General features: G+C 67.1%; 28 protein-coding genes. 18 read left to right on the top strand and 10 right to left on the bottom strand.

Annotation, left to right across the window (positions count from 1 at the left end):
- Positions 1 to 14: 14 nt before the first annotated feature.
- Both AB5J62_RS29195 and eccD read left to right on the top strand, forming a co-directional pair.
- Entirely contained in the window at positions 15 to 344 is a 330-nt protein-coding gene (locus AB5J62_RS29195; protein WP_370943159.1) for a YbaB/EbfC family nucleoid-associated protein, read from the top strand.
- Entirely contained in the window at positions 341 to 1,717 is a 1,377-nt protein-coding gene (gene eccD / locus AB5J62_RS29190) for a type VII secretion integral membrane protein EccD (RefSeq protein ID WP_370943158.1), read from the top strand. Before AB5J62_RS29195 ends, eccD begins: the two co-directional genes overlap by 4 nt.
- 124 nt (positions 1,718 to 1,841) lie before the next feature.
- Here the strand turns inward: eccD and AB5J62_RS29185 are convergent, their stop codons facing one another.
- Positions 1,842 to 2,918: a type VII secretion protein EccE gene (locus AB5J62_RS29185; protein ID WP_370943157.1), complete on the bottom strand. Its 1,077-nt coding sequence runs from the start codon at positions 2,916 to 2,918 to the stop codon at positions 1,842 to 1,844.
- A 134-nt stretch (positions 2,919 to 3,052) separates the two neighbouring features.
- Here AB5J62_RS29185 and eccB point away from each other — a divergent pair, with 134 nt between their 5' ends.
- The 3 genes from eccB (at position 3,053) to AB5J62_RS29170 (ending at position 6,849) form a co-directional block, all read left to right on the top strand.
- A complete protein-coding gene (eccB, locus tag AB5J62_RS29180; RefSeq protein ID WP_370943156.1) occupies positions 3,053 to 4,459 on the top strand; it encodes a type VII secretion protein EccB in 1,407 nt (468 codons plus the stop codon).
- A 3-nt stretch (positions 4,460 to 4,462) separates the two neighbouring features.
- On the top strand, positions 4,463 to 5,128 hold the full coding sequence (locus AB5J62_RS29175; RefSeq protein WP_370943155.1) for a response regulator: 666 nt from the start codon (positions 4,463 to 4,465) through the stop codon (positions 5,126 to 5,128).
- 89 nt (positions 5,129 to 5,217) lie between these two features.
- The gene (locus AB5J62_RS29170) at positions 5,218 to 6,849 is read left to right on the top strand and encodes a recombinase family protein (protein WP_370943154.1); all 1,632 of its coding nucleotides are present in this window, start codon (positions 5,218 to 5,220) and stop codon (positions 6,847 to 6,849) included.
- A gap of 433 nt (positions 6,850 to 7,282) precedes the next feature.
- On the opposite strand, the gene AB5J62_RS29165 is transcribed toward AB5J62_RS29170, so the two are convergent.
- The 5 genes from AB5J62_RS29165 to AB5J62_RS29145 all read right to left on the bottom strand — a co-directional run bounded on the left by AB5J62_RS29165 (position 7,283) and on the right by AB5J62_RS29145 (position 12,938).
- Entirely contained in the window at positions 7,283 to 9,646 is a 2,364-nt protein-coding gene (locus tag AB5J62_RS29165; protein ID WP_370943153.1) for a hypothetical protein, read from the bottom strand.
- A complete protein-coding gene (locus AB5J62_RS29160) occupies positions 9,639 to 10,403 on the bottom strand; it encodes a hypothetical protein (protein WP_370943152.1) in 765 nt (254 codons plus the stop codon). The genes AB5J62_RS29165 and AB5J62_RS29160 overlap by 8 nt, the downstream gene beginning before the upstream one ends.
- Positions 10,400 to 10,735 carry a hypothetical protein gene (locus tag AB5J62_RS29155; protein WP_370943151.1) on the bottom strand — a complete coding sequence of 112 codons (336 nt, stop codon included), beginning with the start codon at positions 10,733 to 10,735 and terminating at the stop codon, positions 10,400 to 10,402. The genes AB5J62_RS29160 and AB5J62_RS29155 overlap by 4 nt, the downstream gene beginning before the upstream one ends.
- The gene (locus AB5J62_RS29150; protein ID WP_370950370.1) at positions 10,732 to 11,040 is read right to left on the bottom strand and encodes a WhiB family transcriptional regulator; all 309 of its coding nucleotides are present in this window, start codon (positions 11,038 to 11,040) and stop codon (positions 10,732 to 10,734) included. Before AB5J62_RS29150 ends, AB5J62_RS29155 begins: the two co-directional genes overlap by 4 nt.
- 425 nt (positions 11,041 to 11,465) lie before the next feature.
- Entirely contained in the window at positions 11,466 to 12,938 is a 1,473-nt protein-coding gene (locus tag AB5J62_RS29145; RefSeq protein WP_370943150.1) for an XRE family transcriptional regulator, read from the bottom strand.
- A 271-nt stretch (positions 12,939 to 13,209) separates the two neighbouring features.
- On the opposite strand from AB5J62_RS29145, the gene AB5J62_RS29140 reads away from it, so the two are divergent.
- The 9 genes from AB5J62_RS29140 (at position 13,210) to AB5J62_RS29100 (ending at position 16,998) form a co-directional block, all read left to right on the top strand.
- Positions 13,210 to 13,650, top strand: coding sequence for an Imm1 family immunity protein (locus AB5J62_RS29140; protein WP_370943149.1), 441 nt, complete (start codon positions 13,210 to 13,212; stop codon positions 13,648 to 13,650).
- A 520-nt stretch (positions 13,651 to 14,170) separates the two neighbouring features.
- A complete protein-coding gene (locus AB5J62_RS29135; RefSeq protein WP_370943148.1) occupies positions 14,171 to 14,413 on the top strand; it encodes a hypothetical protein in 243 nt (80 codons plus the stop codon).
- A complete protein-coding gene (locus AB5J62_RS29130; protein ID WP_370943147.1) occupies positions 14,410 to 14,919 on the top strand; it encodes a hypothetical protein in 510 nt (169 codons plus the stop codon). Before AB5J62_RS29135 ends, AB5J62_RS29130 begins: the two co-directional genes overlap by 4 nt.
- Positions 14,916 to 15,284 (top strand): transcriptional regulator, encoded by a 369-nt coding sequence (locus tag AB5J62_RS29125; RefSeq protein WP_370943146.1) that lies wholly within the window; start codon positions 14,916 to 14,918, stop codon positions 15,282 to 15,284. Before AB5J62_RS29130 ends, AB5J62_RS29125 begins: the two co-directional genes overlap by 4 nt.
- A complete protein-coding gene (locus AB5J62_RS29120) occupies positions 15,281 to 15,604 on the top strand; it encodes a helix-turn-helix domain-containing protein (protein WP_370943144.1) in 324 nt (107 codons plus the stop codon). Before AB5J62_RS29125 ends, AB5J62_RS29120 begins: the two co-directional genes overlap by 4 nt.
- Positions 15,601 to 15,924, top strand: a complete 324-nt coding sequence (locus AB5J62_RS29115) for a helix-turn-helix domain-containing protein (protein WP_370943143.1) — start codon at positions 15,601 to 15,603, stop codon at positions 15,922 to 15,924. The genes AB5J62_RS29120 and AB5J62_RS29115 overlap by 4 nt, the downstream gene beginning before the upstream one ends.
- A 218-nt stretch (positions 15,925 to 16,142) precedes the next feature.
- A complete protein-coding gene (locus tag AB5J62_RS29110; RefSeq protein WP_370943142.1) occupies positions 16,143 to 16,427 on the top strand; it encodes a hypothetical protein in 285 nt (94 codons plus the stop codon).
- Positions 16,424 to 16,711 (top strand): helix-turn-helix domain-containing protein, encoded by a 288-nt coding sequence (locus AB5J62_RS29105; RefSeq protein ID WP_370943141.1) that lies wholly within the window; start codon positions 16,424 to 16,426, stop codon positions 16,709 to 16,711. Before AB5J62_RS29110 ends, AB5J62_RS29105 begins: the two co-directional genes overlap by 4 nt.
- A gap of 32 nt (positions 16,712 to 16,743) precedes the next feature.
- A complete protein-coding gene (locus AB5J62_RS29100) occupies positions 16,744 to 16,998 on the top strand; it encodes a hypothetical protein (RefSeq protein WP_370943140.1) in 255 nt (84 codons plus the stop codon).
- A 423-nt stretch (positions 16,999 to 17,421) separates the two neighbouring features.
- Here the strand turns inward: AB5J62_RS29100 and AB5J62_RS29095 are convergent, their stop codons facing one another.
- Positions 17,422 to 18,612, bottom strand: a complete 1,191-nt coding sequence (locus tag AB5J62_RS29095; protein WP_370943139.1) for a glycosyltransferase — start codon at positions 18,610 to 18,612, stop codon at positions 17,422 to 17,424.
- Positions 18,613 to 18,779: 167 nt separating this feature from the next.
- Here AB5J62_RS29095 and AB5J62_RS29090 point away from each other — a divergent pair, with 167 nt between their 5' ends.
- On the top strand, positions 18,780 to 19,613 hold the full coding sequence (locus AB5J62_RS29090) for a maleylpyruvate isomerase N-terminal domain-containing protein (protein ID WP_370943138.1): 834 nt from the start codon (positions 18,780 to 18,782) through the stop codon (positions 19,611 to 19,613).
- Here AB5J62_RS29090 and AB5J62_RS29085 read toward each other — a convergent pair.
- Complete coding sequence (locus tag AB5J62_RS29085) at positions 19,610 to 20,404, bottom strand: carbon-nitrogen hydrolase family protein (protein ID WP_370943137.1); 795 nt, start codon at positions 20,402 to 20,404, stop codon at positions 19,610 to 19,612. The two genes, AB5J62_RS29090 and AB5J62_RS29085, sit on opposite strands and share 4 nt — an antisense overlap.
- Positions 20,405 to 20,477: 73 nt before the next feature.
- On the opposite strand from AB5J62_RS29085, the gene hisD reads away from it, so the two are divergent.
- From hisD to hisB, 3 genes are read left to right on the top strand one after another with little or no spacing between them, the layout of a single operon-like run.
- A complete protein-coding gene (gene hisD, locus AB5J62_RS29080) occupies positions 20,478 to 21,794 on the top strand; it encodes a histidinol dehydrogenase (RefSeq protein ID WP_370943135.1) in 1,317 nt (438 codons plus the stop codon).
- Positions 21,791 to 22,882, top strand: a complete 1,092-nt coding sequence (locus tag AB5J62_RS29075) for a histidinol-phosphate transaminase (protein ID WP_370943134.1) — start codon at positions 21,791 to 21,793, stop codon at positions 22,880 to 22,882. The genes hisD and AB5J62_RS29075 overlap by 4 nt, the downstream gene beginning before the upstream one ends.
- Positions 22,879 to 23,478: an imidazoleglycerol-phosphate dehydratase HisB gene (gene hisB, locus AB5J62_RS29070; RefSeq protein WP_370943132.1), complete on the top strand. Its 600-nt coding sequence runs from the start codon at positions 22,879 to 22,881 to the stop codon at positions 23,476 to 23,478. Before AB5J62_RS29075 ends, hisB begins: the two co-directional genes overlap by 4 nt.
- A 155-nt stretch (positions 23,479 to 23,633) precedes the next feature.
- Here the strand turns inward: hisB and AB5J62_RS29065 are convergent, their stop codons facing one another.
- On the bottom strand, positions 23,634 to 24,611 hold the full coding sequence (locus AB5J62_RS29065; RefSeq protein WP_370943131.1) for a serine hydrolase: 978 nt from the start codon (positions 24,609 to 24,611) through the stop codon (positions 23,634 to 23,636).
- Between the two features lie 16 nt (positions 24,612 to 24,627).
- Complete coding sequence (locus tag AB5J62_RS29060; RefSeq protein ID WP_370943130.1) at positions 24,628 to 25,365, bottom strand: MBL fold metallo-hydrolase; 738 nt, start codon at positions 25,363 to 25,365, stop codon at positions 24,628 to 24,630.
- Positions 25,366 to 25,378: the final 13 nt, after the last annotated feature.

The raw sequence follows: 25,378 nt of genomic DNA, 5'->3' as shown, positions 1-25,378 counted from the left end.
GGAAGGCACTTCAGTTGACCACCGATCCTTACGCCGTGCCCGACATGGACGAGCTGCTCGAGCAGGTGCGCCGCCAGACCGAAGAGGTCCAGCGCATCCAGCGCTCGGTCGAGGCCATGGAGGTCAAGGCGCACTCGCGGAACAACGAGGTCACCGTGACGCTGCGCGGTGACGGCCGGTTCACCTCGATCGACATCGATCCGGAGACCGTCCGCCGCTACGACGCCCGCAACCTGGGCGAGATCGTGCTCGAAGCGGTCAACAACGGCCTGCAGAAGCTGGCCGAGAACTCGGCGGCCAAGTTCGCGCCGGTGATCGAGCAGGCCGGTTCGCTCGAGTCATGACAGCGGCGGTCTCCTCCGGCTCGACCCGGCGCGTCACGGTGGTCACCCCCCGCGCGCGCGTCGACGTCGCGCTCCCACCCCAGAGCACGTTCGCCGAGCTGGTGCCGCAGCTGGTCAGGCTGGCCGCGGCCTCCGGCCAGGCGTCGGCCGACCACCCAGGCTGGGTCCTGTCCCGCCTGGGTGGCGCGCCGCTCGCGCTCGGCCTCAGCGTCGCCGCGGCCCAGATCCGCGACGGCGAAGTGCTGCACCTGACCCCGCGGGAACGCCCGCGGGGTCCGCTGCTGTTCGACGACGTCGTCGACTCGATAGCCAGCGTCGCCGAGTCCGGCACCGGCGCCTGGACCCCCGCGATCGCCCGCCGCGGCGGCATCGCGGCCGCGGTGGCCCTGCTGCTCGGCGCGGCCGTGCTGGTGCAGACCTCGGCGGCCGGGACGGTGCTGGCCCCGATCGGCACCGGCCTACTGGCCGTGATCCTGCTGTTGGGCGGCGGCGCGCTGAGCCGCGCTTACGGCGACGCGGGCGCAGGTGCCGCCGGAGCCTTGGCCGGGGTCGGCGCGGCTTTGCTCGCCGGGATGTCCGCGTTGCCGCCGCACGCCCCGTTTTCCTTGGCGGCCGGGCCTTTGGGCGCCGGGCTCGCGACGGTGACGGTCTACGCCGTGCTGGGCGCGGTGGTCGTCGCGGACCGGTTGCCGTGGTTCGTCGCGGTGGCGGGTTCCGCCGGGCTCGGGGCGTTGACCACGGCTTTCGTGCTGCTGTTCGACGCACGGCCTGCCGCGGCCGCTTCGGTGCTCGCGGTCTTGGCGACGGCGTTGGCCGCCGTCGCGCCGATGCTCGCCTTGCGGCTGGGGCGATTGCCGCTGCCCCGCGTGCCCGATGACATGGATTCGTTCCGTGCCAACGAACAGCCGTCGCTGGGCGCGGACATGGTCGGGCAGACGGCTCGGGCGCAGGGGCTGCTGAGCGGGCTGCTGTTCGCTCTGGGGCTGCTGATGCTGGCGTCGTCGGTGGTGCTTTCCTTTGGCGGGCCTTGGGAAGGCGGGCTCGTCGCGCTGCTCGGGATCACGTGGATGCTGCGGTCGCGGTCGTACGCGGGCGCCGTCCAGCGGATCGTGCTGGTGGCTTTCGGCGGGGCGGCGTTGGTGTGCGCCGGGTTCTGGCTGGTGTCACGAGGCGCGCCCGCGTTCCTGTTCGCGGCCGGGCTCGCGGTGGCCGTCGGCGCGGTGGTGTGCCTGTTCTACGCGGGCCGCGTCGCGCGCGGGGTGCGTTCGCCTTACTGGGGCAGGCTTTTGGACGTGAGCGAGTTCCTGGCGCTGCTGTCGCTGGTGCCCTTCGTGGGCATGATCGCCGGCGTTTACGAGGCGGTCCGAGGCTAGGGGTCGTGAGCGTTGCGGGCGGTTAGAACCGCCCGCAACGCTCACGAGTGTTTTCGCCGCCGGGACCAAGGCTCGTGAGTGGTACGGCCGGTTCTAACCGGTCTAAACGCTCACGAGCCCGCGTTCAGGAAACCAGGGCGAGCGGGAGCGAGCGCCGGACGCCCGAGGCGTGCCGGCCGTGCAGTGGCACCGCGCGGACGCCCAGCTCCGAAGCGCCGACATCCGAGCCGCCGACCCGGATCACCACGTCGGCCTTCTCCTTGCCGCCCGGCGTGCGCCGCAGCGTGTACGAACTCGCCGTGAAAGCCGCCGCCGGGACGAAGACGTCGAGCGCCCCGATGGCGTCGTGCTCGGCCACCGGAGCGAAACAGACCTGCGTCGCCTGCCCCGCCGTCCACGAGCGCCAAGCGTCGACCGGCTCAGCCTGACGGCCCGCGCCCAGAGCCACGCGCAGTTCCTCGGCCAGCTCGTTCGCTTCGAGAACGGTGCTCTCGTACCCTGCCTCGGCAAGCGCGCCCATCAGGCCGAGCGCGGCGCAGGCCGTGCTGCGCAACGCTCCCAGCTCGCCGCCGCCTCGGGCCAGCGCCGCGACCGGCGCCTCGTCGGGGCGGTAGCGCACGGTCAGCCAGTGGACCCGGTACGGCTTGCCGGTCTGGCCGCGCGCGACCGTCCACGTGAGGAGCTGCGCGGTCGAGAGCGGGATGTCGGCCCGGCGGTAGGTGTCGCGCAGGATGCGGACGACGGTCGCGGTGTCGGGGGTCATCGGGCCTTTGAGGCGGACGATGGCCGACCAGCCGCCGTCGATCTCGGCGACGCCGAAGCGGTTGCCCGCGCGGTCGACGTGCTGGCGGACCTTCAGCGCGCCCGCGATGCGGTGCAGCGGGTCGGGACTGTCGCGTCTGCTGTCGTGGCGGCGCAGGCGGTGGCCGAGCCAGGTGAGCGCCCAGCCCGCCAAATGCTTGCCCGCGACGCGGACCGAGGTCGCCACGAAGATCAGCCCGGCGATCGCCGCGATCGTGATCTGAAGGGGCTGCGAAACCCCGTCGACCGTGTAGGCCAGCAGCACGGCGAGCGCGGCTATCTCCCAGATCGCGACCTGGATGGCGCGCACCGGCAAGATCCACGGCGCGTTCGCGACCGACATTTTCGGCTTGGTCACCCGCGGTGTGAGCACCCCGCTCGCGGGCGCGTCCACAGACACAGCGCCACCCCTTTTCCGACTCCGGCGTCACGTTATCGGGCAACGCGTTTCCCGCTGCCGGAAAAATTGCCCACACGTGCGCGGGTAGCGGACGCTTACCATGAGCCCGGGTCGAAGAGCGGGGGTTAAGAAGGGTGTGGACGCAGCGAGATCAGATCCAGGCGTATCAGTTCCTGCGCCGGAGACTGGTTTCGGCGCTGGTGGCCGCCGACGCGAACCATCCGGTTTCGCCGAGCAGGCGGCTGGTTCTGGGCACGGTGATCGGTGTCGCGGTGATGCTGCTGGTCACGGCCGTGTTCGGGGTGATCGGCCTGCTCAAACCGTCCGGCGGCAAGGACTGGCTGGCAGGCGGGCACGTCATCGTCGAAGAGGGCACGGGGGCCCGCTACATCCTCGGGCAGGACAACGCGCTGCATCCGGTGCTGAACTACGCCTCGGCGCGGCTGCTCGCCGGCGGTAACGGCGACGCGACCGTTTCGGTCTCGGCGAAGAACCTCGCCACCGCGCCGCGTGGTGGCGGCGTCGGGATCGCGGGCGCGCCCGACTCGCTGCCCGGCGCGGGCAATCTGGTGACGAGCCGGTGGAACAGCTGCTCGAAGACCACGCCGGACGCGCCGTCGTCGGCCGAGCCGACGTCCGTCGTCGTGCTCGGCGCCGCCGCGACCGGCCGTGAGGTCGGGCCGGCCGAGGGGCTGCTGGTGCGCCTCGCGGGCGGGGAGCGGTACCTCATCGCGGGCGGGCAGCGCTACAAGCTCAGCGCCGACGCGAGCGCGGCGCTCGGCTACGACGCCGGTTCGGCCGTCGTGGTGTCCAGCAGATGGCTCAACACCGTGCCCGCCGGGCGCGATCTGGGCTTCATCGCGGTCGCCGACGCCGGGCGGGCGGGGCCGAAAGTGGGTACCACCGCCACCGAGGTCGGGCAGATACTGGTGGTCAACGACGCCGTGACCGGCACACCGGCCGGTTATTATCTGGTGCGCAAGGACGGGCTGCAGGTCGTCACCCAGACGGAAGCGGCCCTGATCATGGCGGCACCCGCCAACTCCGACGCGTACGACAAGCCGGGCACGACGGCCGTGAAGGCCGCCGAGGTGGCGAAGACCGGCCGGGTGACGGCGGAGAACGCGGGTGGCTATCCGGGGCGGATCCCGGCGCTGCTCACGGTGACCGGCGGCGTGGTGACGGTCTGCGCGGAGGGCGACGGCGCCGGCCCCGCCAGGATCGTGCTGTCCGGCGCGCCGCCGGGCGGCCGGACGATGGCGGTGCCGAAGACCGACTCCCGCGCCGCGGACGAGGTGTTCGTGCCGCCGTCCGGGGGCGCCGTGGTGACCGAGCTGATGGGCTCGGGCACGGTGTACCTCGTCACGGACACGGGGCTGAAGTATCCGGTGGCGAGCGCGCAGGCGCTGGCCGCGCTGGGCTACGGAGCGGTGCGGAAACAAGCTGTTTCGAGTGGTTTGCTGGGACTGGTGCCAACCGGGCCCGCGCTGGATCCGGCCGCGGCCGCCCAGCTCGTGGCCCCGGTGGCAGGAGCGGGGTGAGGGATGACTGAGCAGCAGCCGATGCGGCGTGAGCGCATCAAGGTCGGGGTGATCGAGGACCACCCGCTGTACCGCGACGCGGTCGCGCGCGTGCTGGCCGAGGCCGAGGACATCGAACTCGGCGCGGTCGAGGACTCGGTGGCGAAGTTCGCGGTCAGCAAGCAGCCACCGGGCAGTGTGATCGTGCTGGACCTGAAGCTGCGCGGGGTCGCGGACGCGGCCGCCGTGCTCGAGGTCAACGGCATGGGGCACAAGGTGCTGGTGGTGTCCGCGCACGCGGGCAAGAACGAGGTGCTCGGCGCGATCGGCGCGGGCGCGCACGGCTACCTGTCCAAGGACGCCGACGGCGAGGAGATCCTGCGCGCGATCAGGACGATCCACGCGGGCAACACGTACGTGTCGCCGACCTTGGCGTCGATGGTCATCGACGCTTCGCACGAGCGCAACGCCGGTCCGAGGATCGACCTGTCCAAGCGTGAGCGCGAGGTGCTGAAGCTGGTCGCCGGCGGCGAGCGCGACGTGGACATCGCCGAGGATCTGGGCATCAGCGTGCGGACCGTCCGGTCGTATCTGGACCGCATCCGTGACAAGACCGGCGAGCGCCGCAGGGCGGGCTTGACCTTGATCGCGATCAAGGAAGGCATCGTCCCCGAGCCCGCCGTGCACTAAGAGGACTCGTGAGTGTTTTCGCCGGTTAGGAGCGATGGGAGTCAACGGACTACACTCCGATAAGGCTCCTACCAGCGAGGATACTCACGATGAGCGCAACGGCACCTCGGAAGCGGCGGAAGTTCAAGAAGCAGGTCAGCGAGCGGCCGGAGGTCGTGCCGTTCACGCCGGAGGATGACGCGGCGTTGTGCTACACCCGGCAGTCGCATTTCACGGATGAGAGCACGTCCAATGCGACCCAGACGCGGGACACGAACCGGTGGTGCAACGCCTGGGAACTCCCGATCGTGAAGACCGTCCAGGATCTGCACGTCTCCGGCGACTTGGAGCCACACAAGCGGGCGGGACTCGCGGAGTGGCTGACCGACGCGCCGCCCAAGCCGTGGAAGACGCTGGTGGTGCCGAAGCTTGACCGGCTGGTCCGCAACGTGATGGACGCGTTGACGTTGCTGGAGTGGCTGAGGGCACGCGGTAAGCGGCTGATCTCCATCGCGGAGGGCATCGATTCCAGTAACTCGATGTCCGAGTTCATGATCACGCTGATGACCGCGTTCGCTCGCATGGAACGCGAGCGGATGAAGGAACGCTTCCGCTCCGCGCGGGCGACGCTCAAGGATGAAGGGCGGTGGGCAGGGGAAGGTCACCCCTACGGCACCATGCCCGTCGAACTGCCTGCCCGTGGCGGCTTCATTCTCGGGCTTGACCCGTACGCGGTGAAATTCCTGCACACGCTGTCCAAGAAGGCACGGGAAGGTGCCGGGTTGTCGGTGCTGGGCGAGTGGCTCAAGAGCAACAAGGTCGTCACTCCGCGCAACCGGCAGGCACAGCTTGCGGCGGAACGGCGCGGGGAGGACGTCTCCACGGTCGAACTCACCGACGCCGAGTGGTCACCGGCTTCGATTCGCCGGGTGCTGGAGAACCCTGATCTTGTGGACCTCGGCATCTTCGAGCCCGCCGAGCAAGCGGAGATCTCCGCCCGGCTGGAGGAGAAGGCAAGCCGGAAGACACGCGGCAGCAACCAGCCTTACGGCCTGTCCGGGGTGCTGGTCTGCCCGGACTGCCTTGACCCCCTGTGGCACCGAATCGGCTCCCAGACACGCACACGCAAAGACGGCTCCACCAAGGAGTACGAATACCGCTACTGGCGTTGCCCGACCCGCAAGCACGGCCCGTCGTTGCGGGCGGATGAGATCGAGCCGTTGGCCGAAGAGGTGTTCTTGAAGGCGTTCGCGAACGTCCCTGTGCGGGAACGGATCGTGCTGCCGCCGACCAGTCACGCGAACGAGATAGCCAAGCTGGAGCGCGAACACGCGCGGCAGATGACCAAGGTAGCGCGCGAAAAGGACGTAGACGAGCGGCGCAAGATCACGGCCGCCGGGGACAAGATCCTGGCCGATATCGACCTGCTGAGGTCGCTTCCGGCCGATCCGGGTGGTGTGCAGTGGGTTCCGACTGATCGGACCTGGAAGGAAGAACTGGCGGGCATGTCGACCGAAGACCGTCGTTTGCGGTGGCTTGAACTCGGGTTCAGCTTCGCGGCGAAGAGGCGGCCGGACGGTTCGTTGGCGGCTGGCTGGCGTTTGCCGGACGGCTGGCGGGACGCGATGCCGGAGGTAGCCGCATGGCAAGACCGGGCAGGCATGACCGGTGACGTGATCGATATGGCGAGCGTGCTCGACAGGCCCACGGCCGCACCCGCCGAACCGGGGCACGAGGACTGAACCCCGTTCACCGTGACAAGGGGGCCTCCCCGCCATGTGGCGGGGAGGCCCCTTGTCGTTGTGGCCGATCTCCTGGTCTACCGGGTACGCCACGTGGCGTTGAGCGCGTCGGCCGCCGCGCTCATCCTGGCTAGCACCTGTTCGACGTCTGCGCCGTCCACCATGACCCAGACTGAGCCGTCCGGGGCTGCTGTGAGCGTCGCTGAGACCCGTTCCGGCGGAGCGGGGGTGCTCTGCCGGGCGTGCTCTGTTTGGTCGGTCTCAGGCCGCTCAGGACTACCGTTGTGAGCGGCGTTGCTCGTGTCGCTGTCCGGGGTGCCTGTGCGGGTGTGTTCGTTGTGCTCTGCCGTGTCCTGGTGGTTGCTGTCATGGTCGCTGCCTTTGCGTGATTGTCGCGGGATGCTCGGTTGTGGACCACTTGTGTCGCGGTGGGTCAAGGGGCGCTCACCTCCCCTCGGCCTGTCGGCGGGGAGTCAGGGAGGGACCCCGGAGCATCCCCCGAAACACCCCGTTTTCGGCCTGTTTGAGGGTTGTCCGGCTGGTGGGTCCCTGGAGTCCCTGAGCCGTGTTTCCCCTGGTCAGGGCAGGGACTTTGGTCCAGGGACCCGACAGGGATAAGTCCCTGAGTCCCTGCCGGGTCCCTGTCCGCGTCCCTGCCGCTCTCGGCACGGCGGGCGAGCGCGTCGGCGACGTCTTCGGCGCGGATCACCTTGTTCCCATCCGACTTGACGGGCCCGATCCCGTACGGCGCGAGCGCCGCCGCGAGATCACGGAAAACCCACCCGTCGTACTCGCCAGGGTTGTGCCGCCGTAGCCGGTTGAGGACAGCTTGTGTCCGAACGCGACGCTCCCCGTCCATGACCGTGTCGACGTCGGCGAGGTGATCGGCGACCGGTGCCGCCTCGATCTCCGGCACCGCGCTTGCCTCGATCGCCCGGCCCGCGTCCTCGATCAACGCCATGGCGCGTGCGATGACCGGGGACACGTCGTCGGCCCCGTCTTCGAACGGCACGTAGAACCCGCGCACCAACTCGAACGTCTCATCGGTGATGCCGACCGCCACGCAGGTTCCCCTGTCGGTGTTGATGCGTAGCTCGGTCGCCCGGATACCCGCCGCGTACTTACCCGATCCCAACAAGCCGTCGTTGGCGACCTGATCGGCCACCGAGAACGCGACACCACACGAGATGTTGCGGGTGATCTCGCGCGGGATGCTGTCCTTCGTGGGTGATTGGGTCGCCAGCAAGAGAACGATGCCGTACTTGCGGCCGCGCTTGATCAGCCGGACCGCCAGCTCTGCCGCTTTCTTGCCGTACTTGGGGTGCTGGAACAGTTCGTGACACTCATCGATCGCACACACCAGCGGGTGCAGCCCAAGCTTGCGCTTGTCGGCGAGCTTGCGTGACACCTTCGGCGGACTGCCCGGCTGCTCACCCAGGACCTTGCCGCGTCGCTCCATTTCGGACAGCAGATCCGCCAGCGCTTGCGTAGCCGCCTCGGCCACGCTGTCGTCCATTCCCATCCGGTAGCGGGAAAGACGTGGCGCGAACGGGGTGAAGTCGGGTGACTCGCCCATCACGAACGCCCACAGTTCCGCCGTGGGGTCGAGTGCCGCGCCGAGCAGCAGCGTCCGCAACGCCGCCGACTTACCCTGTCCCGGCCTCCCACCGATCAGCCAGTTCACGCCGATCAACGGGGCGTTGATGACCAGACCTCGTTGCGACAGACCAAAAGGCACACCGTCGAACAGGTCTACCTGTCCATCGTGGACCAGAGGCCAACTGCCGGCTGCGGACCTCAGGATGCCCTTGTCGGCGACCCACAGGTCAAGGATTCCATCCTCATCTCCCTTGGTAGGCCACGTTTCCAGCGACGCCCGACCGAGGTTCGCGGCCAGCTTGGACCGACGCGCGGCGACCATGTCCGCGGTGACTCCCATCGGCAACCTGATCTGCGCGAACGTGCCATCCCCGTCCGTGCGCGCCGTCACGGGGTAGTCCAGTACACCGCCGTTCTTGAAGAACCGATCCAACGGCCCGATACCCAAGTGCGCCAACGCTTTCGAGATCATCCGCTCATCGATCCACGAGTCAGCGTCGTCCCGGTCCGGGCGGACCAGCCACCCGGCACCCGGTGTCTTGTCCCTGCCTTCGAACGCCGCCGCGACCAGCACCACCACCGGCAGCGTGTAGAGCAGGATCGGCACGGCCACCGTGAGCACCGACCACGTCGTCTCGATTCCTGTGTAGACGTTCGCGAGCCAGACCCACATGTCCTCTCGGTCCATCAGTGAGTCGACCAGCCACAGAACGGCCGCGACGGGTGCGGTGAACCGGGCCGTGATCACCAGCCGCCGGAAGACGATCCCGACCTTGGCCCACCTCGCGGTGGCGTCCGACCGGATCAGCTCTTGCGCTGTCCGCCGTGCTTCGGAATCCCCGGCCATTCGGGCGCGGCGGGCATCGGAGCGTAGATCGGCGTAGGTGGCCCAACTCCAGAACTTCACCAGCCACCGCCACAGACCGCGAACCAGGAACCACAGCAACCGCACCACATCCTGCGGCAGCTTGCGCGCCCGATAGCCGAGCACCGACCGGGCCCGCACCACCGGGCCGGACTGCCACGCCTGCGCGGCCACACGGCGCGCGTGCTTGCCCCATCGGGCGGCCCGTCGCCGGACCGTCCGGCGACGCGGTTGCGGCAAGGTGTCATCGATCAGTTCGCCGTCGAGCAGCGGCCCGACGTGTTCGACGCCGGACGCGCCCGCCCGCGCCAGCTCGGTCCTCTCGTTACTCATGCGCGGCCCCCTCAGTCGTCTCGGAGGCAAGGGCAGCGGCCAGCCGCGACGACAGGCCACGCGAACACCCCGTGACCTCCTGCACCCACGCCGGAGTCACGACCACATCAGGCGTCCACGCGCGCCGGGCGTCGGTGAGGTAGTCGGCGAACAGCCTCCGCCGCTTCGGCGGTTCATGAACCGGCGGGGCCGGTTCATGAACTTCCATGACTTTCGTGGCAGTCACGAACGCCGCGTGCACGGCGTCGGTGAGCTTGTCGTGAAGATCGGTGACCGCCTCGGCCGCGACGAACACGACCAGCGGAGGCACCGAGTGCAGCACCACCCCGGCCGGTGAACCGGCCGCCCACGACGACCACGTGTTCATCACGTACGTGGCTGCCAGTGTCAGCCACTTCGCCGCGCGCACCCACCGGCCGGTGTGGACCTGGTACCGCGCGGTCACCTGCTCCGCTCGCAGAATCGCGAGCAGGACCAGGCACACCGTGGGATCGAGCAGCCACGCCGTCAGCCACGGCAGAGAACCGACCTCGGCCCCGGCAGCGGCGAACCACTGCACGTTCGCGGCCGTGAACGCCAGACCGAGAACGATCCCCGCCCAGCACAACCGGTCCACCTGCGCGCGGACCCGTTCCACCCGAAGCGCGATCACGTCCGGGTGCGTCTGGTACCGGCGAACCTCGGCCGCCTCGGCGGCGTCCTGCGCGAGCCTCTGAGCCCGCGTCAGCGGCACATGCCGCGCATCCTGACTACTCATCGGCGACCACCGCCCCGGCGGCGGGTGGTCGTGTCCATCGACGTGACCGTCAGCGCGCGGGTCAGGATGTGCGCCGCGATCAGATCCGGCACAGCCAGCACCACCACGAGCAACGTCGGGTTGCCCGGATGCGTGATCACCAGCCACTGCACACCGACCATGGCCACGCCCGTGAACGCCACGCGTCCGGCCAGCGACACCACACGGGCGGACGCCCGTGCCGCGTCGGCGGCCTGCTTGGCCTTGCGGGCACTGAACCGCCAGAACATCAGCAGCACCAGCAGCACGCCGACCACGGCGAGAATCTGAGTTGGCGTCAAGGTGAACGTCATCGCCGCTCACCTCCGCGCCGACCCATCCACACCGGGTACAGGGCGCGCCGGTCGGTATCCGGCAACGCACCCCACACCCCAACCGTGTCGGCACCAGCCGCACGCAGATCTAGCTCAAGGCACTCATCGATCACCGGGCACCCAGCACACAGCCGGGCAGCCAGCTCCCTATCCGGTGACGCATCCGCTGTCAGTTCCGGAACGTCGGGCTTGTCGAATGCCCTGAGCCAAAGACCGTCTCTGGCTACCGCGTCGGCAAGCACGTCATCCGGCACAGCAGCGAAACGATCGAGTCGAGCAGCCATCCTCTGGAAATCGGGTTCAGTCATCGCGCACCCCCACCGAGCACGCGACGCAACTCGGCAGCAGGAATCACCAGCCGGGAACGACGGCGCACCGTACGCACTATCCCCACCCGGACCATCCGGCACACACGAGACTCACTGACCCCGAGAAGCCACGCGGCTTGACGGAGCGAAAGAAACGCCGGAGAACCGGCGGCATTGCGGATTGTGTTACTCATGATTGTTTGTCCTTACTGTTGGCTGCGACTCGCTGAGTGCGGGTCGCTGCCATCAAGTAAGGCGGCAAACGCTCAAGACAACTATGTCAGTGTCGGAATGCGGCTATGCCGCGAGGAGAATATCAGCAGGTCAGCGCCAGATTTGCGCAGCACGATATTCTCAGAAAGAATGATGAACATAGGAAATATTCCCGCCGGGAATATTTCCTATGTTCCGCGCTTGAGTTCGGCAAGCAGGGTTCGGAAGTCTGCGCCCACGTTGGCCCCGTAGGTGGCCAGTTCGGTTTCAAGTTCAGTGGCGACCATCAGCAGCGTAGGGCGGCACTGGCGTCCATCTGCAAGCGCCTGCGCGCCTAGTGCCACCGCCTCGTCAACGTCTCCCCGTCGCGCGGCAACGACGCCCAGGGTGATGTGCGCCTCAGCCGTGCGCATCGGTGCCATGTTGACACCCTCCGCATTGATACTCCGCCGGATTACCTCTTCGGCATTGCGTTGCGCCAGTTGGCCTTCGCCGACAATTCGATAAGTATCCATCGCGTAGAAGTCCCACTTATCGGGGTCTACAACGAAATGATTATCTGGACGATCCGGATAGGGCAATTGATCCAGCAAGGCGACACCATTGTCTAACGCCTTGTGAACTTCCTCATTCATTCCCATGCGCGCGTAAGCCTTTGCCTGCTGCCCATAGAGTTGAATGGCGACCGAGTGTGATGGTGCAGCTAAGGCTCCTGCCGCTGCCGCAGGAATCACCGCACGATAGTTGCCCGCCGTGAGGTGGAACCATGCCAGCATTTCATGTGCCCAACCCACGATGCCGATATCGCCAGATTCCTTACCAAGCTCCATCGCCATACGGCGGGTAGCTTCGGCTGATCGCGCGTCGCCTAGATCGTATTCAAGACATCCCACAAGCAGGGCCAACATGCCAGCTTTGCTGACTATCTCGCGGTGCTGCCCAAGTGTCACGCGACCGTTGAGCAGTTCGGTCATCTTGCCGAGCCACTCTTTGCCGGTCATCATCAGCGCCTTGGCATCGGCATGCGCATAGTCGCAGCACAGTTGCTCAACAGTGATATCGAGCGCGTCAATGGTTGACGGGTTGATGGCCGACTCACGAACACGACGAAGCAATTCCAGCGTGTCCATGCCTGTATTGGCGACGAGAATCTCGTCTCGATCTTCGGGTAGAAGTAAGCCGCGGGGCGCATTTGTGGTGAAGTTTGCCTTTTCGTCCTCAATTGAGGGTAATGCTTGGAACCGACTTCGACCAGGAAAATCGAACCAAAGGCGATGCTCGGGAAGATGCAGAATCTTGGCGTAGTTTCGAAGCGTCTTCAAGTTTTCTTCAGGTGCGCCGTTTTCAAGCTTGCTTACTTGAGCTTGCGTAAGACCGAGCCAGCGTCCCAAGAGCTCTTGATTAAGCGCCTTGCCAAATAGCTGGAGGTGCCGGGGATGATTCCTGTAGGCCTTAAATACTTTGCCAATATGATGGCTATCAAACGCTGCGCGAAACTCGGGCGTATCGAAGAATTCATTCCTGAGCTGAACAGGGGGTGTCCGAAGTTGGTCGCGTTGCTCCCTGAGGCACTTGCCGCAGAGGCGGGCCGTGTTGTCGGCGGCGAGCAGTGCTGAGCAACGCTGGCAGCGACGGCTACCGGACGCACCGACTGAACTCATCCGTTCCCCTCGTCAACACCTCGGCGTTCTTCCTTTGACCAGCGTACCCAGGGTGGCGGGGTCCCACCAGCGGCTTGCTCCGCAGGATGATCTTGAGTCTGACGGAAATGCCCCGCCACCAGGCGATATGTCAGCCCTGGCATGCCGCATGCCGGAATCGATATAGACCGGACTGCTGCGCAGCGTGACTGTGAGTGCAAGCAAGGTCCCGGCAGGCGGGGCCACGCCTCAGAAGACTCCTGCTATCCCGACTGAACGGCGACGTGACCACATGATTCTCACGGCATCGCTCACGACTGGCGTGGCCTGTGCAACTCGCGGAATGCGGGAATCAGCACGCCTCGCAGACGCGATCCTGACGCTGGACCATGTCAATCTCGAAACGACACTTGCGATCGGCGATGCCGAATTCCACACCACAAAAGACGGACCGTTTCCTAACCATCAGCTTCGAATCAGCGTTCGCCCATCAACGGGCTTCGCGGCAATAAATTACATGGACCACGACGACGCGCAAATGCCAATTGCCAACTCGTATAGTTCAAAACGACCACTCCCCGAAGTAGATCTAATCTTCAATGGCACAACGGGAGCAGTGTTTCCCCGCACTGCGGCCATACGGATTGAGAATGCGCGCGAAGCCTTGCATGAGTGGCTACAAACGCGAAAAAGGCCGACATGCATCGATTGGCGTCCGTACGATTCTTACTAATCCTACAAAGAGACTAAACAATGCGGGTTCCAAAAGAAGTAGACGTACAGAACGAAGCCAGCGCGATTCGCCGTCGAGCGAAGCGTCTCTACGTGACGTGGCATAGATGTGGCAACGACGGTCTGGACCACGCGGTGACCGATGAGGAAATGGCGCGCGGCGTAAAGCTTGGCGAGGGCCGTTACGAGTCGGTGTGTGGTCATCCGTTGCTGATCGATTCCTCGTTGGTGCCGCCCGGTCGGCGGTGTCAGCGTTGCGTCAGGTTCATTGCGGCACGGGCGAGTCTGTCCACTGTTGAGCAGAGGTTGACGCGTCCGCATCGGCACCGCAGGCCCGGAATACTCGGCCGGTTGTTCCGGCACTCCGAGGCTCCGGCTGGCAGGCCGGAGAGCCCGGTTGTTCCGCCGCCCCGCTCTGCCACTGGCGTGAGGCGCGACGGCCGGATGAGTCCGGCGGGGACAGGCGCTCAGGCGACCGCGCCTGTTCCCGCCGGACGGCAGTCCCCGCGCGAGGTGGACTGATGACCACGCTGTTCTACGCGCGCCCACGACCGGGGGTTGTCCGCGAAGTCGAGCGGTACACGCACTTGTTCGAAATACCGCCTGAGGATACGCCTGTGCCGGATCGGCTTATCCCGCTGTGTGGTGTCTTCGAGTTCGGTCACGGTCAGTTGGAGTTACTGGCGATCCTGGAAGGTGTGCCGTGTTTTGCCTGCCTGCAAAAGAGTCCTGACTCGGTGCCGCAGATTGAGGGGGGTCAGTGACAGAGGAAGAGAAGGCGTCCGCTCGGCTGCAATGGTGGCGAGACCAGATTTTGCCGCGCACGGTGTCGGCGCGGCAGCGGGCATTCGTGTTGGACCGAATCGCACGTTGGCAAACCTCATGGGCTGACGCTGTAAACGGTTGTGACGGCCGTTTCGTGCCCCACTGGTGTGCCCAGGTCGCGCAGTTGATCGCGGCGACCGATCGGGCGTTGCTGAGCGGGGAGATCTGGCAGGCACCGGTAGTCGAGGTGACCAGCTTCACCGGCGTGCCGCGCCTACTGACGTTGCTGGCGGTCGAGCCGGATGTGTTGCACCGTGCCGAACTCGTGCGAAATCTCGGCATGGCTATCGGTCCGGAGGTTCTTGCGCAACCGGTCGCCGGTGAACTCGGGTCACCGACAACGGCCAGGTTCACGCTGAAATTGGCCATGTCCTTGTATCGGGCTGGCGGGATGTCCCGCGAAGCGGCGTGGCGGATGACTTTTGATCCCGGAGGGCGCGCGTGAGCGGTCCAGACCTTGACCCGCTGCTGCTGACCAAGCAGCGGATGTTCATCTTGTGCATGCTCGCGGACATGGAGTCGCATGAGTTCTCGTTGCTGTGCAAGAGATTCGATCAGACAGCGGCGGCGATATCCGAGCAGATCAGGGAACTTCGCACCGCGGAATACGTGCGAGTGCAGTGGGGTGTCAACGGGGACCTTCGGCGTATGTCGGTCCGGCTGACCCGCTTGGGACGTATTCGGCTGGTCAGCCATGTTCTTGCCCTGCAAGGGATTGTTCAGAAAGCGTGTGACCTGATGGGGCCTGCCGCCGCCGACCTTGCGGGGTGTCGGGTCGGTGGCATGGGCGCTGAGGAATTGGAGAAATGATCGGTATGGACGAACGGATATTCCCGTGCGGGCCGGACGTCAGAGGCCCGCATCACATGGCCTTGGGCAAGCTCGCGCCGAAGGTCGACGTGCCTACGTTCCTGCGCCTGATGCGGGAATCTCGCGGTTTTTCCCGTACTGACCTAGTGGTGCGGTTGCGTATCGGCGAACGGACGTTGGCCGAGATCGAGAATTGCGAGAGTCCAATGAGGTCTCTGGAGCTCACGGCGGCGTTGGCTGACCTGCTCGGGGTCGGCCGCGTGATGCTGGCGATGATGGCACTGCGAGACTACGAGGCGCAGCGGGGTGGTTGGTCGTGACCGACACGGAGACAGTGAAGCCTGAGGATGACGTGCGACTGGTCGGCGGGTGGATTCGCTGGCAGCGCAAGGAAAAGTCCCTGTCTGGGGAACAGGTCGCCAAGAAAGCCGAGATCGCGGTGAGCACGCTGTATGCCATCGAACGGTCGGCACAGGCATTGACGTCACTGGAAATGGCGGTGCGGCTTGCGGATGCGCTCGGTGTTGACCGGGGCGTGGTCGTGATGCGCGCGGTCCTGAACTTCCGCTACCCCGACCCCGACTTGACTCTTTTCGCATTCACAGATCCTGCGGACACGCCCAGCGTTGGGGCGACCTGACCATGAAGAACGAGACAGATTCCCGATCGGGCATCGAACGGGATTTTCAGCTCCTGGCGCGGGAACGTGCGATCGGCGCGCCCCTGACAGACAAGGAGCACGCTGCCACTGGGAGGGTCGTGGAAGTCTTCTGGCCCAAGTTCGGCACGCCGCGACCGCTACCGGATCACTGGCAATATTCCACACCATACTAGAGGCCCGAACAGGAAAAAAGGGATATGGCTTTCGATACCCGCTGGAATCCGGACCCGACGGCTACGGCGTCCGTGCAGTTTGTTGGTCATCGCATGGTGGCGATCGAGATAAAGGATAGCCGTGAGACGCTGACGCTGGTTCCACCGACAGACGCGCGGAAATGGCCAGGGTTCGTCAAGCTAATGCGACAAGTCCGCGACGCCGCCGAGCAAGCCGCCGATTTCTGCGAACGCCATCAGTCCGAAGTCCGATCAGAACATTTTCGGGAAGAGATGATCGACGAGGGCGAGGAGGTGTCAACCCAATGACCCTGCGCATATGGTTCGACGACGTCGAATCCGGCGAGGTCGTTCCCGTGGGAAAGCTTGTACGTCGCACGCGGGACAAGCGCAACCTAACGCTGTCCGAGGCAGCGAAGCTCATGGGAATTGCCCCGACGACTTTGGGTCAGATCGAGTCCGGCTTTCGATCAGTCAAAGGAATCGTGACAATTGTGCACCTGGCGGACGGACTCGGCTTACCGCGAACCCAGGTATTCGAGTGGGCCGTCATGAGCATGAAGCCACCGGCGGTCAAGGTCGAACCGTGCTAGGCGCGGGCCTGCCTGAAACAGAATTGGGATAGATGACTGTCGAGGAACTAAAAGCTGAGATCGATGCCCTTAACACGTACAACGATGAGTTCTACCGGGGTCTCGGTCCGATTCTGAATGGGTGGCTGACGCTGAGCGGAGGAGTTCGGAATGCCACAACAGGAACCTCCCAGGATGTCACGGCCATACACGCCAGACTCCAAGACGGGAGCGACGCTATCCACCTGGCACTCGACGCCTCGATCTACTTAGGGCAGGCCCTCACCGCCTTTGCCGCGATCTTGTGACCCCTCTCTGACGTCCGCCACCCGCCGACCACGAGACACCCTGTGCCGACGATGAGCAGCCAGCCCCACCACGGCACCGTGAGCAGCCACCACACGTCAGCCAGAGCGAACCCGAGTGCGAGAGTGCCCGGCCGCCGGGTGCCGATCATCGCCGCGACGGCAGGCACACCCAACGCCAACGCCCACGGCCACATATCACCGAGGACCAGCCACAGGACGAACGCGGACTAGGCCGAACACGGCCACCGCCACCCACTCCACACCCCGTCAGTGCGGCATCGGCCACGCGGGTCCCCCCTGGTGATCAGGCAAACCACGGTGACCCGCTAGCGGCGAGCTAGCGGGTCACCGCAGGTAGAAGGACATGCTAGGGTGTTGTCAGTTGACTTTCATCGCTTAGAACCGGCGAAAACACTCACGACCCTAGGTGAGCAGGCGGGCGGCGACGGCCGTGCCGTCGGTGCGCACGGCGTCGGCCACCGGCTTGGCGTTGGCCGCGACCTCGGGCTCCAAAGCGCGTGCGAGGGCCTCGGTGAGCGTGGCCGTGGTCGGCGTGCTTCCCGCGTGCGCGACGCCGATGCCCAGCGAGGTGACCCGGTCCGCCAGGTAGAACTGGTCGCTGTGCTGGGGGATCACGACCTGGGGTGCCCCGGCACGGGTGGCCGCGGTCGTGGTGCCCGCGCCGCCGTGGTGGACGACCGCCGCGACGCGCCGGAACAGCGCCTGCTGGTTGACCTCGCCGATGGACAGGCAGTCGGAACCGGAGTCCGGCAGCGAAAGATCGGCCCAGCCCCGCAGCACGATCGCCCGGCGGCCGAGCGCCCGTGCCGACTCGATCATCGCGAGGGCGAGGTCCTCCGGTGCCTTGATGCTGCCGAAGCCGAAGTAGACCGGCGGCTCGCCCGCCTCCAGGAAGGCCTCGATCTCGGGGGACAGCGGGCGCTCGTCCGGCAGGATCCACGCACCCGTCTGGGTCACGTCGAGGCCGTCCGACGGCAGCCACGGCGCCAGCGTCGGGTCGGCCGCCAGCCACGGCTTGTCGGTGAACAGGTGCCCCCGGACGTCGTCGACCGGGGACAGGCCCAGTGCTTCCCGGTGCGCGTTGAGCGGGTCGCGGAAGATGGCGTACCGGTACTGGTCGCGGCCCCAGAGCGTCGCGTTGCCGGCGGCGCCCGGTGTGTCGCCCAGCATCGGGAACACCGGCGGCGCGTGGTGCGGGGACGGCAGGAACACCGGGCAATAGGCAGCCATCACGTAGCCGATCCCCAGTTTCTCGGCGACCGTGCGGCCCGCGATCACCAGGTAGCCGCCCGCCACGATCACGTCGCAGCCTTCGGCGGCCGCGGTGAGCGCCGTGAACTGGTCGGCGACCGTGGTCTCGATCAGCTGACGCCGCTGCTCGGGCGTCGGCGGCGCGACCATGCCGGTCTTCCCGGTCGACCGCAGTTCCGGGCCCACCGGGAAGAACGGGATGCCCAGGCTTTCGACCTGCGCGCGGAAATCGGGCGGCGCGCAGACGCGGACCTGTTCGCCGAGCGCTTTCAGCTCGGCAGCCAGTGCCACCACCGGCTGGACATCGCCCCGCGAGCCGATCGTGGACAGCAGAACACGCATTGGGAATTCCCCTCACATACCTCGGTCAAGGTGATCAAGTGTGGACCCGGACCGGGGCCTTGCCGCAAGACCCACCCTCTGCTATACGTTTAAATGGGAAGAGGAGCCGCCATTCATTGAGCACGCGGCGATAGCCCGCCGAAGCCGTTTTGGTGTTTCCTGGTGGCATGCCTTCGCCGATCACAGACGTCCAGTGGCAAACCGTGCGCACCTCGCTCAAGCACACCGCCGATCGCTTCGCGGAATTGGTGCTCGCACGCGAACCCGGCGCGAAGGCCACCCAGGACTGGACCGTCGCGGACACGGCGGCTCACGTCGCGGTCATCGCGCGGCTCTACACCGCGCAGATCGGCTCCGGCGCGGCCACGGATCCGTTGCCGTCGCTGCGGAGCACCGTGCTCACCACCACGGTCGACACCGTTTCGGACCTCAACGCGGCCGCGCTCGCCCAGTTCACCGAACGCGACACCGGCGCGATCATCGAGCAGCTCCGAGCCGACATCGACGTGATTCTGCGGGTCAGCGACGGCCTCGATCCCGAGGAACCGCTGCCCTGGCTGGGTGATTCGCGGGTGCCCAGGGCAGGCGTGCTCGCGCACCTGGTCAACGAGCTGCTCATCCACGGCTGGGACATCGGGCGGTGGCGGATCCCGCCGGAGGACGCGGCCCTGTTCCACGACCTGTTCCTGGTCGGGCTGCTGCGGCACGACCCGGGGCATCTGCTGGACAACGACGAGCCGCCGCGCGAAAAGCGGATCGCCGTGCAGTTCCGGTCGGACCACACGAAGCCGGTGACGCTGGTGCTGCACCGGGGCAAGGTGACCGTCGAAGACCCGCGCGCCGACAACGACGTCCGCCTGCGATTCGACCCGCCGACGCTCAGTCTCGTGAACTTCCACCGCGTCGCCAAGGCGCGGGCGGTGCTCACCGGGAAAATCGCGATCAGCGGGCCGAAACCCTGGCTGTTGCCGAGATTCCTGAAAACGGTCCGGCTGCCTTAAAGACGGCGGTTCGCCAACGCGCCCGTCGCCGCACGGGCCTTTTCCGCGATTTCGGGATCGATGTCCACGACCACCGTTTCCGGCGCGCTGCCCAAAGAGGCGGCCATTCGGCCAAAACCATCGGACACGATCGAATGGCCGATTCCCGTTGGCGCCTTCGGATTCACCGCGACGCCGGTCGCCGCCGGGTCGGCCTGCCCGACCGCGACCACCCACGCCCCGGAGTCGAGCGCGCGGGCCCGCGCGAGTACTTCCCACTGCTCGCGCTTGCCCTCGCCCGCGCCCCACGACGCGGGCACCAGCACCGCGGCGACGCCCGCCTCGCCATGCGCGCGGAACAGTTCGGGGAAACGCAGGTCATAGCAGGTCGCGACGCCGTACGAGACGCCGTCCACAGTGAACCGCACCAGTGACGCGCCAGGCGCGACCGTGTCGGACTCGCGGAAGCCGAACGCGTCGTAGAGGTGGATCTTGTCGTAGCCGCGGTGCTCACCGAGTCCGGTGACGAGCAGCGTGTTCTTCACCCGGCCGTCGCCGGACGGGGTGAACATCCCGGCCACGATCAGCACGTCGTACTCGGCCGCGATGGCCGCCACGGCCGTCGCCCATGAACCGTCCAAAGGCTCCGCGATCGGTCCCAGCGGGACACCGAAGCGGGCCATCGCCGCCTCGGGGAACACCACGATCCGCGCGCCTTGGCCGGCCGCTTCGGCGACGCCCTCGCGGATGAGCTTGAGGTTCGTGTCCGGTTCGTCACTCGAAGTGACCTGGCAGAGGCCGATACGCGGCACGGTGGTCTCCCAACATGTGGTGCGGGCGTCACCACGGAGTATGCCCGCTCGGGCCACCTCGTACCCTGGTCCCATGCTGAACCGAACCGACCTGCGAGGGCAGGTCCCGTCCGCTGCCGAACTCCGCGCCACGCTCCCGCGTGCCGAGATCGACGTGGACGCGGCACTGCATCAGGTGCGGCCGGTGGTCGAGGCGGTCCGTGACCGTGGTGTCGAGGCCGTGCTCGAGTTCACCGAGCGGTTCGACAAGGTGCGCCCGGCGAGCGTGCGCGTGCCCCGCGAGCGGCTGGCCACCGCGCTGTCCGAGCTGGACCCGCAGGTCCGCGCCGCGCTGGAGGAGTCCATCGCGCGCGCCCGCAAGGTGCACGCCGACCAGCGCCGCGAGGACGTCACGACGACCGTCGTCGACGGCGGCACGGTCACCGAGCGCTGGCTCCCGATCGACCGCGTCGGCCTGTACGCGCCGGGCGGGCTCGCGGTGTATCCGTCCAGTGTGGTCATGAACGTCGTCCCGGCGCAGGCCGCCGGCGTCGAGACGCTGGTGCTGTGCTCGCCGCCGCAGGCCGAGTTCGGCGGGCTGCCGCACCCGACGATCCTGGCGGCCGCCGAGCTGCTCGGGGTCGAGGAGGTCTGGGCGGTCGGCGGCGCGCAGGCGGTCGCGCTGCTCACCTACGGCGGTGTCGACACCGACGGCGCCGAGCTGGTGCCGGTCGCGCTGGTCACCGGGCCCGGCAACATCTACCTGACCGCGGCCAAGCGCATGCTGCGCGGCCTGATCGGCATCGACTCCGAAGCCGGTCCGACCGAGATCGCCATCCTCGCCGACGAGACGGCCGATCCCGCGCACGTCGCGGCCGACCTGATCAGCCAGGCCGAGCACGACACACTCGCCGCGAGCGTGCTCGTGACCACCTCGCCGGAGCTGGCCGACGCCGTCGACGCCGAGCTGCAGCGCCGAGTCGGCGCGACCAAGCACTCGGAGCGGGTCGGGATCGCCTTGCGCGGCAAGCAGTCCGGCACCGTACTGGTGTCCACTGTGGAGGATGGAATCCGGGTCGTCGACGCGTACGCCGCCGAGCACCTGGAGATCCAGACGGCGAACGCGCGCGAGGTCGCGGCGCGGGTGCGCAACGCCGGCGCGATCTTCGTCGGCGCGTACGCGCCGGTCTCGCTCGGCGACTACTGCGCGGGCTCCAACCACGTGCTGCCGACCGGCGGGTTCGCCAGGCACTCGTCGGGGCTGTCCGTGCAGAGTTTCCTCAAGGGCATGCACATCGTGGACTACAGCGAGCAGGCGCTGCGCGACGTCGCGTCGAAGGTCGTCGCGCTCGCCAACGCCGAAGACCTGCCCGCGCACGGCGAAGCGGTGACGGCGAGGTTCCCGGCATGAACGAAGTGACACTCGACGATCTGCCGCTGCGCGAAGACCTGCGCGGCAAGTCGCCCTACGGTGCGCCGCAGCTGGACATCCCGGTTCGGCTCAACACCAACGAAAACCCGTACCCGCCGCCGGACGCGCTGGTCGCCGACGTGACCGAAGCCGTCCGCGAGGCGGCGGCGAACCTGCACCGCTATCCGGACCGTGACGCCGTCGAGCTGCGCCGCGACCTCGCGGCGTACCTGACGACGTCCACCGGTGTCGCGCTGACCGAGCGGAACCTGTGGGCCGCCAACGGTTCCAACGAGATCCTGCAGCAGATCCTGCAGGCGTTCGGCGGACCGGGACGCTCCGCGCTGGGCTTCGAGCCGTCGTACTCGATGCACCCGATCATCTCGGCGGGCACCAAGACCGACTGGGTGCCGACGCCGCGCCGCCCGGATTTCTCGCTGGACACCGGCAAAGCGGCCGAGATCGTCCACACGCGACAGCCGGACATCGTGTTCGTGACCAGCCCCAACAACCCGACCGGCGGGTCGATCCCGCTGGCGGACCTGGCAGGCGTGCTCAAGGCGGCACCGGGGATCGTGGTCGTGGACGAGGCGTACGCCGAGTTCTCGTCCCAGCCGAGCGCGGTCGAACTGCTCGCCGAGTACCCGGCGAAGCTGATCGTTTCGCGCACGATGAGCAAGGCGTTCGCGTTCGCGGGCGGACGGCTGGGCTACCTCGCCGCGGCGCCCGCCGTCGTCGACGCGCTGCAGCTGGTGCGCCTGCCGTATCACCTGTCGGCGCTGACGCAGGCCGCCGCGCGCGCCGCGCTCCGGCACGCCGACGCCACGCTGGCGTCGGTGCACAAGCTGGCCGCGGAACGTGACCGTGTCGTGGAAGCCTTGCTGGGACTGGGTTTCACACCGGTGCCGAGCGACGCGAACTTCGTCCTCTTCGGACGGTTCGCGGACGCGCCAGCCAGCTGGAAGTCTTATGTGGACAACGGGGTGCTGATCAGGGATGTCGGTATCGACGGCCACCTGCGGGTGACCATCGGAACCCCCGAAGAGAACGACGCCTTCCTCGAGGCGAGCAAGGAGGTGCCCCGATGACCCGCGTCGGAAAGATCGAACGGACCACCAAGGAGTCGTCGATCCTGGTCCAGCTGGACCTGGACGGGACCGGCAAGGTGGAGATCTCCACCGGTGTCCCGTTCTACGACCACATGCTGACCGCGTTCGGCGTGCACGGTTCGCTCGATCTCAAGGTCGAGGCGACCGGTGACGTGCACATCGACGCGCACCACACGGTCGAGGACACCGCGATCGTGCTGGGCCAGGCGCTGCGCCAGGCACTCGGCGACAAGAGCGGCATCCGCCGTTTCGGTGACTCGTGGATCCCGATGGACGAGACGCTCGCGCACGCCGCGATCGACGTCTCCGGCCGTCCGTTCTGCGTGCACCTGGGCGAGCCGGAGCAGTTCAACTCGTTCACCATCGGCGGAAATTACCCGTTCGTGCTGACCAGGCACGTGTTCGACTCGCTCTCGTTCCACGCGCAGATCGCCTTGCACGTCAGGGTGCTGCACGGCCGCGACCCGCACCACATCGCCGAGGCGCAGTACAAGGCCGTCGCACGCGCGCTCCGCGCCGCGACCGAGCCCGACCCCCGCGCCGGCGGAATCCCCTCCACCAAGGGCGTCCTCTGACAACCCGCGATAAAGCGGGCTTTACTCCCCGGAGTAAAGCCCGCTGAACTTCCCGGGATAAAGCGGGCTTTATCCCGCGCGATAAAGCCCGCTAAACTCCCGGGGATAAAGCAGGCTTTATCCCCGGGAGTAAAGCCCGCTTTATCGCGTTCGGGCTAGCCGCCGTTGGAGGGCTGGTAGGCCGGGGCCGCGGTCATGGCGCGGGCCGACGCTGGCGGGGCCAGCTTCTCGACCGCGTCGAAGAACGCGCGGCCCATGACGGCGCGGGCCTCCACGAGCGGGTGAGTGGCGCCGAAGTTCTCCGGCTGGTCGGGCGTGTGCGCGAAGATCGAGTACGTCAGCACCGGCTTGCCCGCGGTGTCGAAGATGATCCCGGCCTCGTTGCGGCCGTCGTTGAACCAGCCTGCCTTCGTCGCGACCCTGCCACGCTCCACAGAGGACATGGTCCGGCGGATGCCGTCGGTGAACGCGGCCTGCGAACGCAGGATGTTCAGCAGGTAGTCACCGGAAGCCTTCGACAGCAGCGTTCCGCCGACCAGCGCCTGCAGCAGGTCGTGCGTCTCACGCGGGGTGGTCTGGCCGAGGAAGAACCGGTTCGGGTTCGCGACCGGCTTGACCTGGGTCTTCGGGAAGCCCTTCGCCACCAGGATCTCGTTGATCTCCTTGGACGGCGCGACCAGCCCGCACAGTCGCACGCAGGTGTCGTCGGAGACGGTGAGCAGCAGCGCCAGCACGTGCCCGAGGGTCACCGAGCTCGGGTACGCGCCGTCGAGGCCGAAAATCCCGTCACCACCCGCGACAATGATGTCGGCGGGCACGTCGACACGCTGGTCGAGCTTCAGCAGCCCACGGTCCACTTTGTCCAGTACCGCGGTGGCGACCGCGATCTTGTTGACGCTGTAGGCCTCCACCAACTCGTCGGCCTTGTCCTCGACCACGGTGGCGCCCGCGACGCTGATGAACGAGTTCCACGTGCCACCCGCACGCGAAGACTGCTTTTCGTAAACCCGGCGGACCCGCTTCTGCGGTGAAGCGGACTCGGTCTCCGCGAGTGCCGGCGTGGCGGTCGCGAGCACAGCGGCCGTCGCGGCGCCCAGTCCCAAAAGGACCCGGCGGTTCACCTGTTCTGCCACAACAATCCCCAATCGATCACAGTGTGAAGACCGAACCGGGCGCCGCGTAGGCGATCGGTCCGGTGTAGACGGTCGACGCCTGCGCCTCGGCCTCGAGAGGCGTCAGCGACGGCCCGACATGGGTCAGCACGAGCCGTCCGGTGCCCGCAGCGGCGCGCCCTGCGTCAAGCGGCGTCAGATGCACTGGGGACTGCTCCGCGCTATCTGCCTCGCACAGGAACAGGTCGGCTCCATCCGCGATCTTAGCCAGACCTTCGCAAGGACCGGTGTCACCTGAGTAGGCCAGCACGTTCTTGCCGTCTAAAATTCGTATCCCGAAGGCCGGAAAGCCATGTGCCACAGCGTGACTGGTCAGTCGCAGTCCGCCGACGCGCGCCTGGTGGCCGTCATGCAGCTCGTGCACCTCGAAGGCGTTTTCGATCGGCGCGCGCTGCGTGTTGGTCAGGAAATCCGACAGTCTCGTGGCGATCCCTGGCGGCCCGTAAAGCGGGATGGGGCCACGCGGCCGCAGGTCGGCGAACAGCAGCGCGTACGTCGCGACGAGCAGATCGGCGGAGTGGTCGGCGTGCAGATGCGAGATCCAGATCGCGTCGAGCTCGTCGATCGCGGTGTGCTGCTGCAGCGCGGCCAGGCTCCCGGGCCCGGCGTCCAGCCAGATGGTCGTGTCGCCGTGGGAAACCAGGTAACCGGAGCAGGGGTTGCCCGGTCGTGGATACGGCGTCGAGCTGCCCAGCACGGTCAGGCTGATGGTCATATGGCACCCTAGG

The sequence above is a fragment of the Amycolatopsis sp. cg5 genome (assembly GCF_041346955.1).
GTDB lineage: Bacteria > Actinomycetota > Actinomycetes > Mycobacteriales > Pseudonocardiaceae > Amycolatopsis.
This window is presented reverse-complemented; position numbering and strand designations above follow the sequence as displayed.

Excerpts from the sequence above, each read along its gene's own strand:
- eccD (WP_370943158.1), top strand. The coding sequence starts at position 341 with ATGACAGCGGCGGTCTCCTCCGGCTCGACCCGGCGCGTCACGGTGGTC.
- AB5J62_RS29105 (WP_370943141.1), top strand. The coding sequence starts at position 16,424 with ATGACCCTGCGCATATGGTTCGACGACGTCGAATCCGGCGAGGTCGTT.
- AB5J62_RS29145 (WP_370943150.1), bottom strand. The coding sequence starts at position 12,938 with ATGAGTTCAGTCGGTGCGTCCGGTAGCCGTCGCTGCCAGCGTTGCTCA.
- AB5J62_RS29135 (WP_370943148.1), top strand. The coding sequence starts at position 14,171 with ATGACCACGCTGTTCTACGCGCGCCCACGACCGGGGGTTGTCCGCGAA.
- AB5J62_RS29170 (WP_370943154.1), top strand. The coding sequence starts at position 5,218 with ATGAGCGCAACGGCACCTCGGAAGCGGCGGAAGTTCAAGAAGCAGGTC.
- AB5J62_RS29155 (WP_370943151.1), bottom strand. The coding sequence starts at position 10,735 with ATGACGTTCACCTTGACGCCAACTCAGATTCTCGCCGTGGTCGGCGTG.
- hisB (WP_370943132.1), top strand. The coding sequence starts at position 22,879 with ATGACCCGCGTCGGAAAGATCGAACGGACCACCAAGGAGTCGTCGATC.
- AB5J62_RS29165 (WP_370943153.1), bottom strand. The coding sequence starts at position 9,646 with ATGAGTAACGAGAGGACCGAGCTGGCGCGGGCGGGCGCGTCCGGCGTC.
- AB5J62_RS29160 (WP_370943152.1), bottom strand. The coding sequence starts at position 10,403 with ATGAGTAGTCAGGATGCGCGGCATGTGCCGCTGACGCGGGCTCAGAGG.
- AB5J62_RS29060 (WP_370943130.1), bottom strand. The coding sequence starts at position 25,365 with ATGACCATCAGCCTGACCGTGCTGGGCAGCTCGACGCCGTATCCACGA.
- hisD (WP_370943135.1), top strand. The coding sequence starts at position 20,478 with ATGCTGAACCGAACCGACCTGCGAGGGCAGGTCCCGTCCGCTGCCGAA.
- AB5J62_RS29075 (WP_370943134.1), top strand. The coding sequence starts at position 21,791 with ATGAACGAAGTGACACTCGACGATCTGCCGCTGCGCGAAGACCTGCGC.
- AB5J62_RS29110 (WP_370943142.1), top strand. The coding sequence starts at position 16,143 with ATGGCTTTCGATACCCGCTGGAATCCGGACCCGACGGCTACGGCGTCC.
- AB5J62_RS29120 (WP_370943144.1), top strand. The coding sequence starts at position 15,281 with ATGATCGGTATGGACGAACGGATATTCCCGTGCGGGCCGGACGTCAGA.
- AB5J62_RS29100 (WP_370943140.1), top strand. The coding sequence starts at position 16,744 with ATGACTGTCGAGGAACTAAAAGCTGAGATCGATGCCCTTAACACGTAC.
- AB5J62_RS29150 (WP_370950370.1), bottom strand. The coding sequence starts at position 11,040 with ATGGCTGCTCGACTCGATCGTTTCGCTGCTGTGCCGGATGACGTGCTT.
- AB5J62_RS29090 (WP_370943138.1), top strand. The coding sequence starts at position 18,780 with ATGCCTTCGCCGATCACAGACGTCCAGTGGCAAACCGTGCGCACCTCG.
- AB5J62_RS29140 (WP_370943149.1), top strand. The coding sequence starts at position 13,210 with ATGATTCTCACGGCATCGCTCACGACTGGCGTGGCCTGTGCAACTCGC.
- AB5J62_RS29175 (WP_370943155.1), top strand. The coding sequence starts at position 4,463 with ATGACTGAGCAGCAGCCGATGCGGCGTGAGCGCATCAAGGTCGGGGTG.
- AB5J62_RS29095 (WP_370943139.1), bottom strand. The coding sequence starts at position 18,612 with ATGCGTGTTCTGCTGTCCACGATCGGCTCGCGGGGCGATGTCCAGCCG.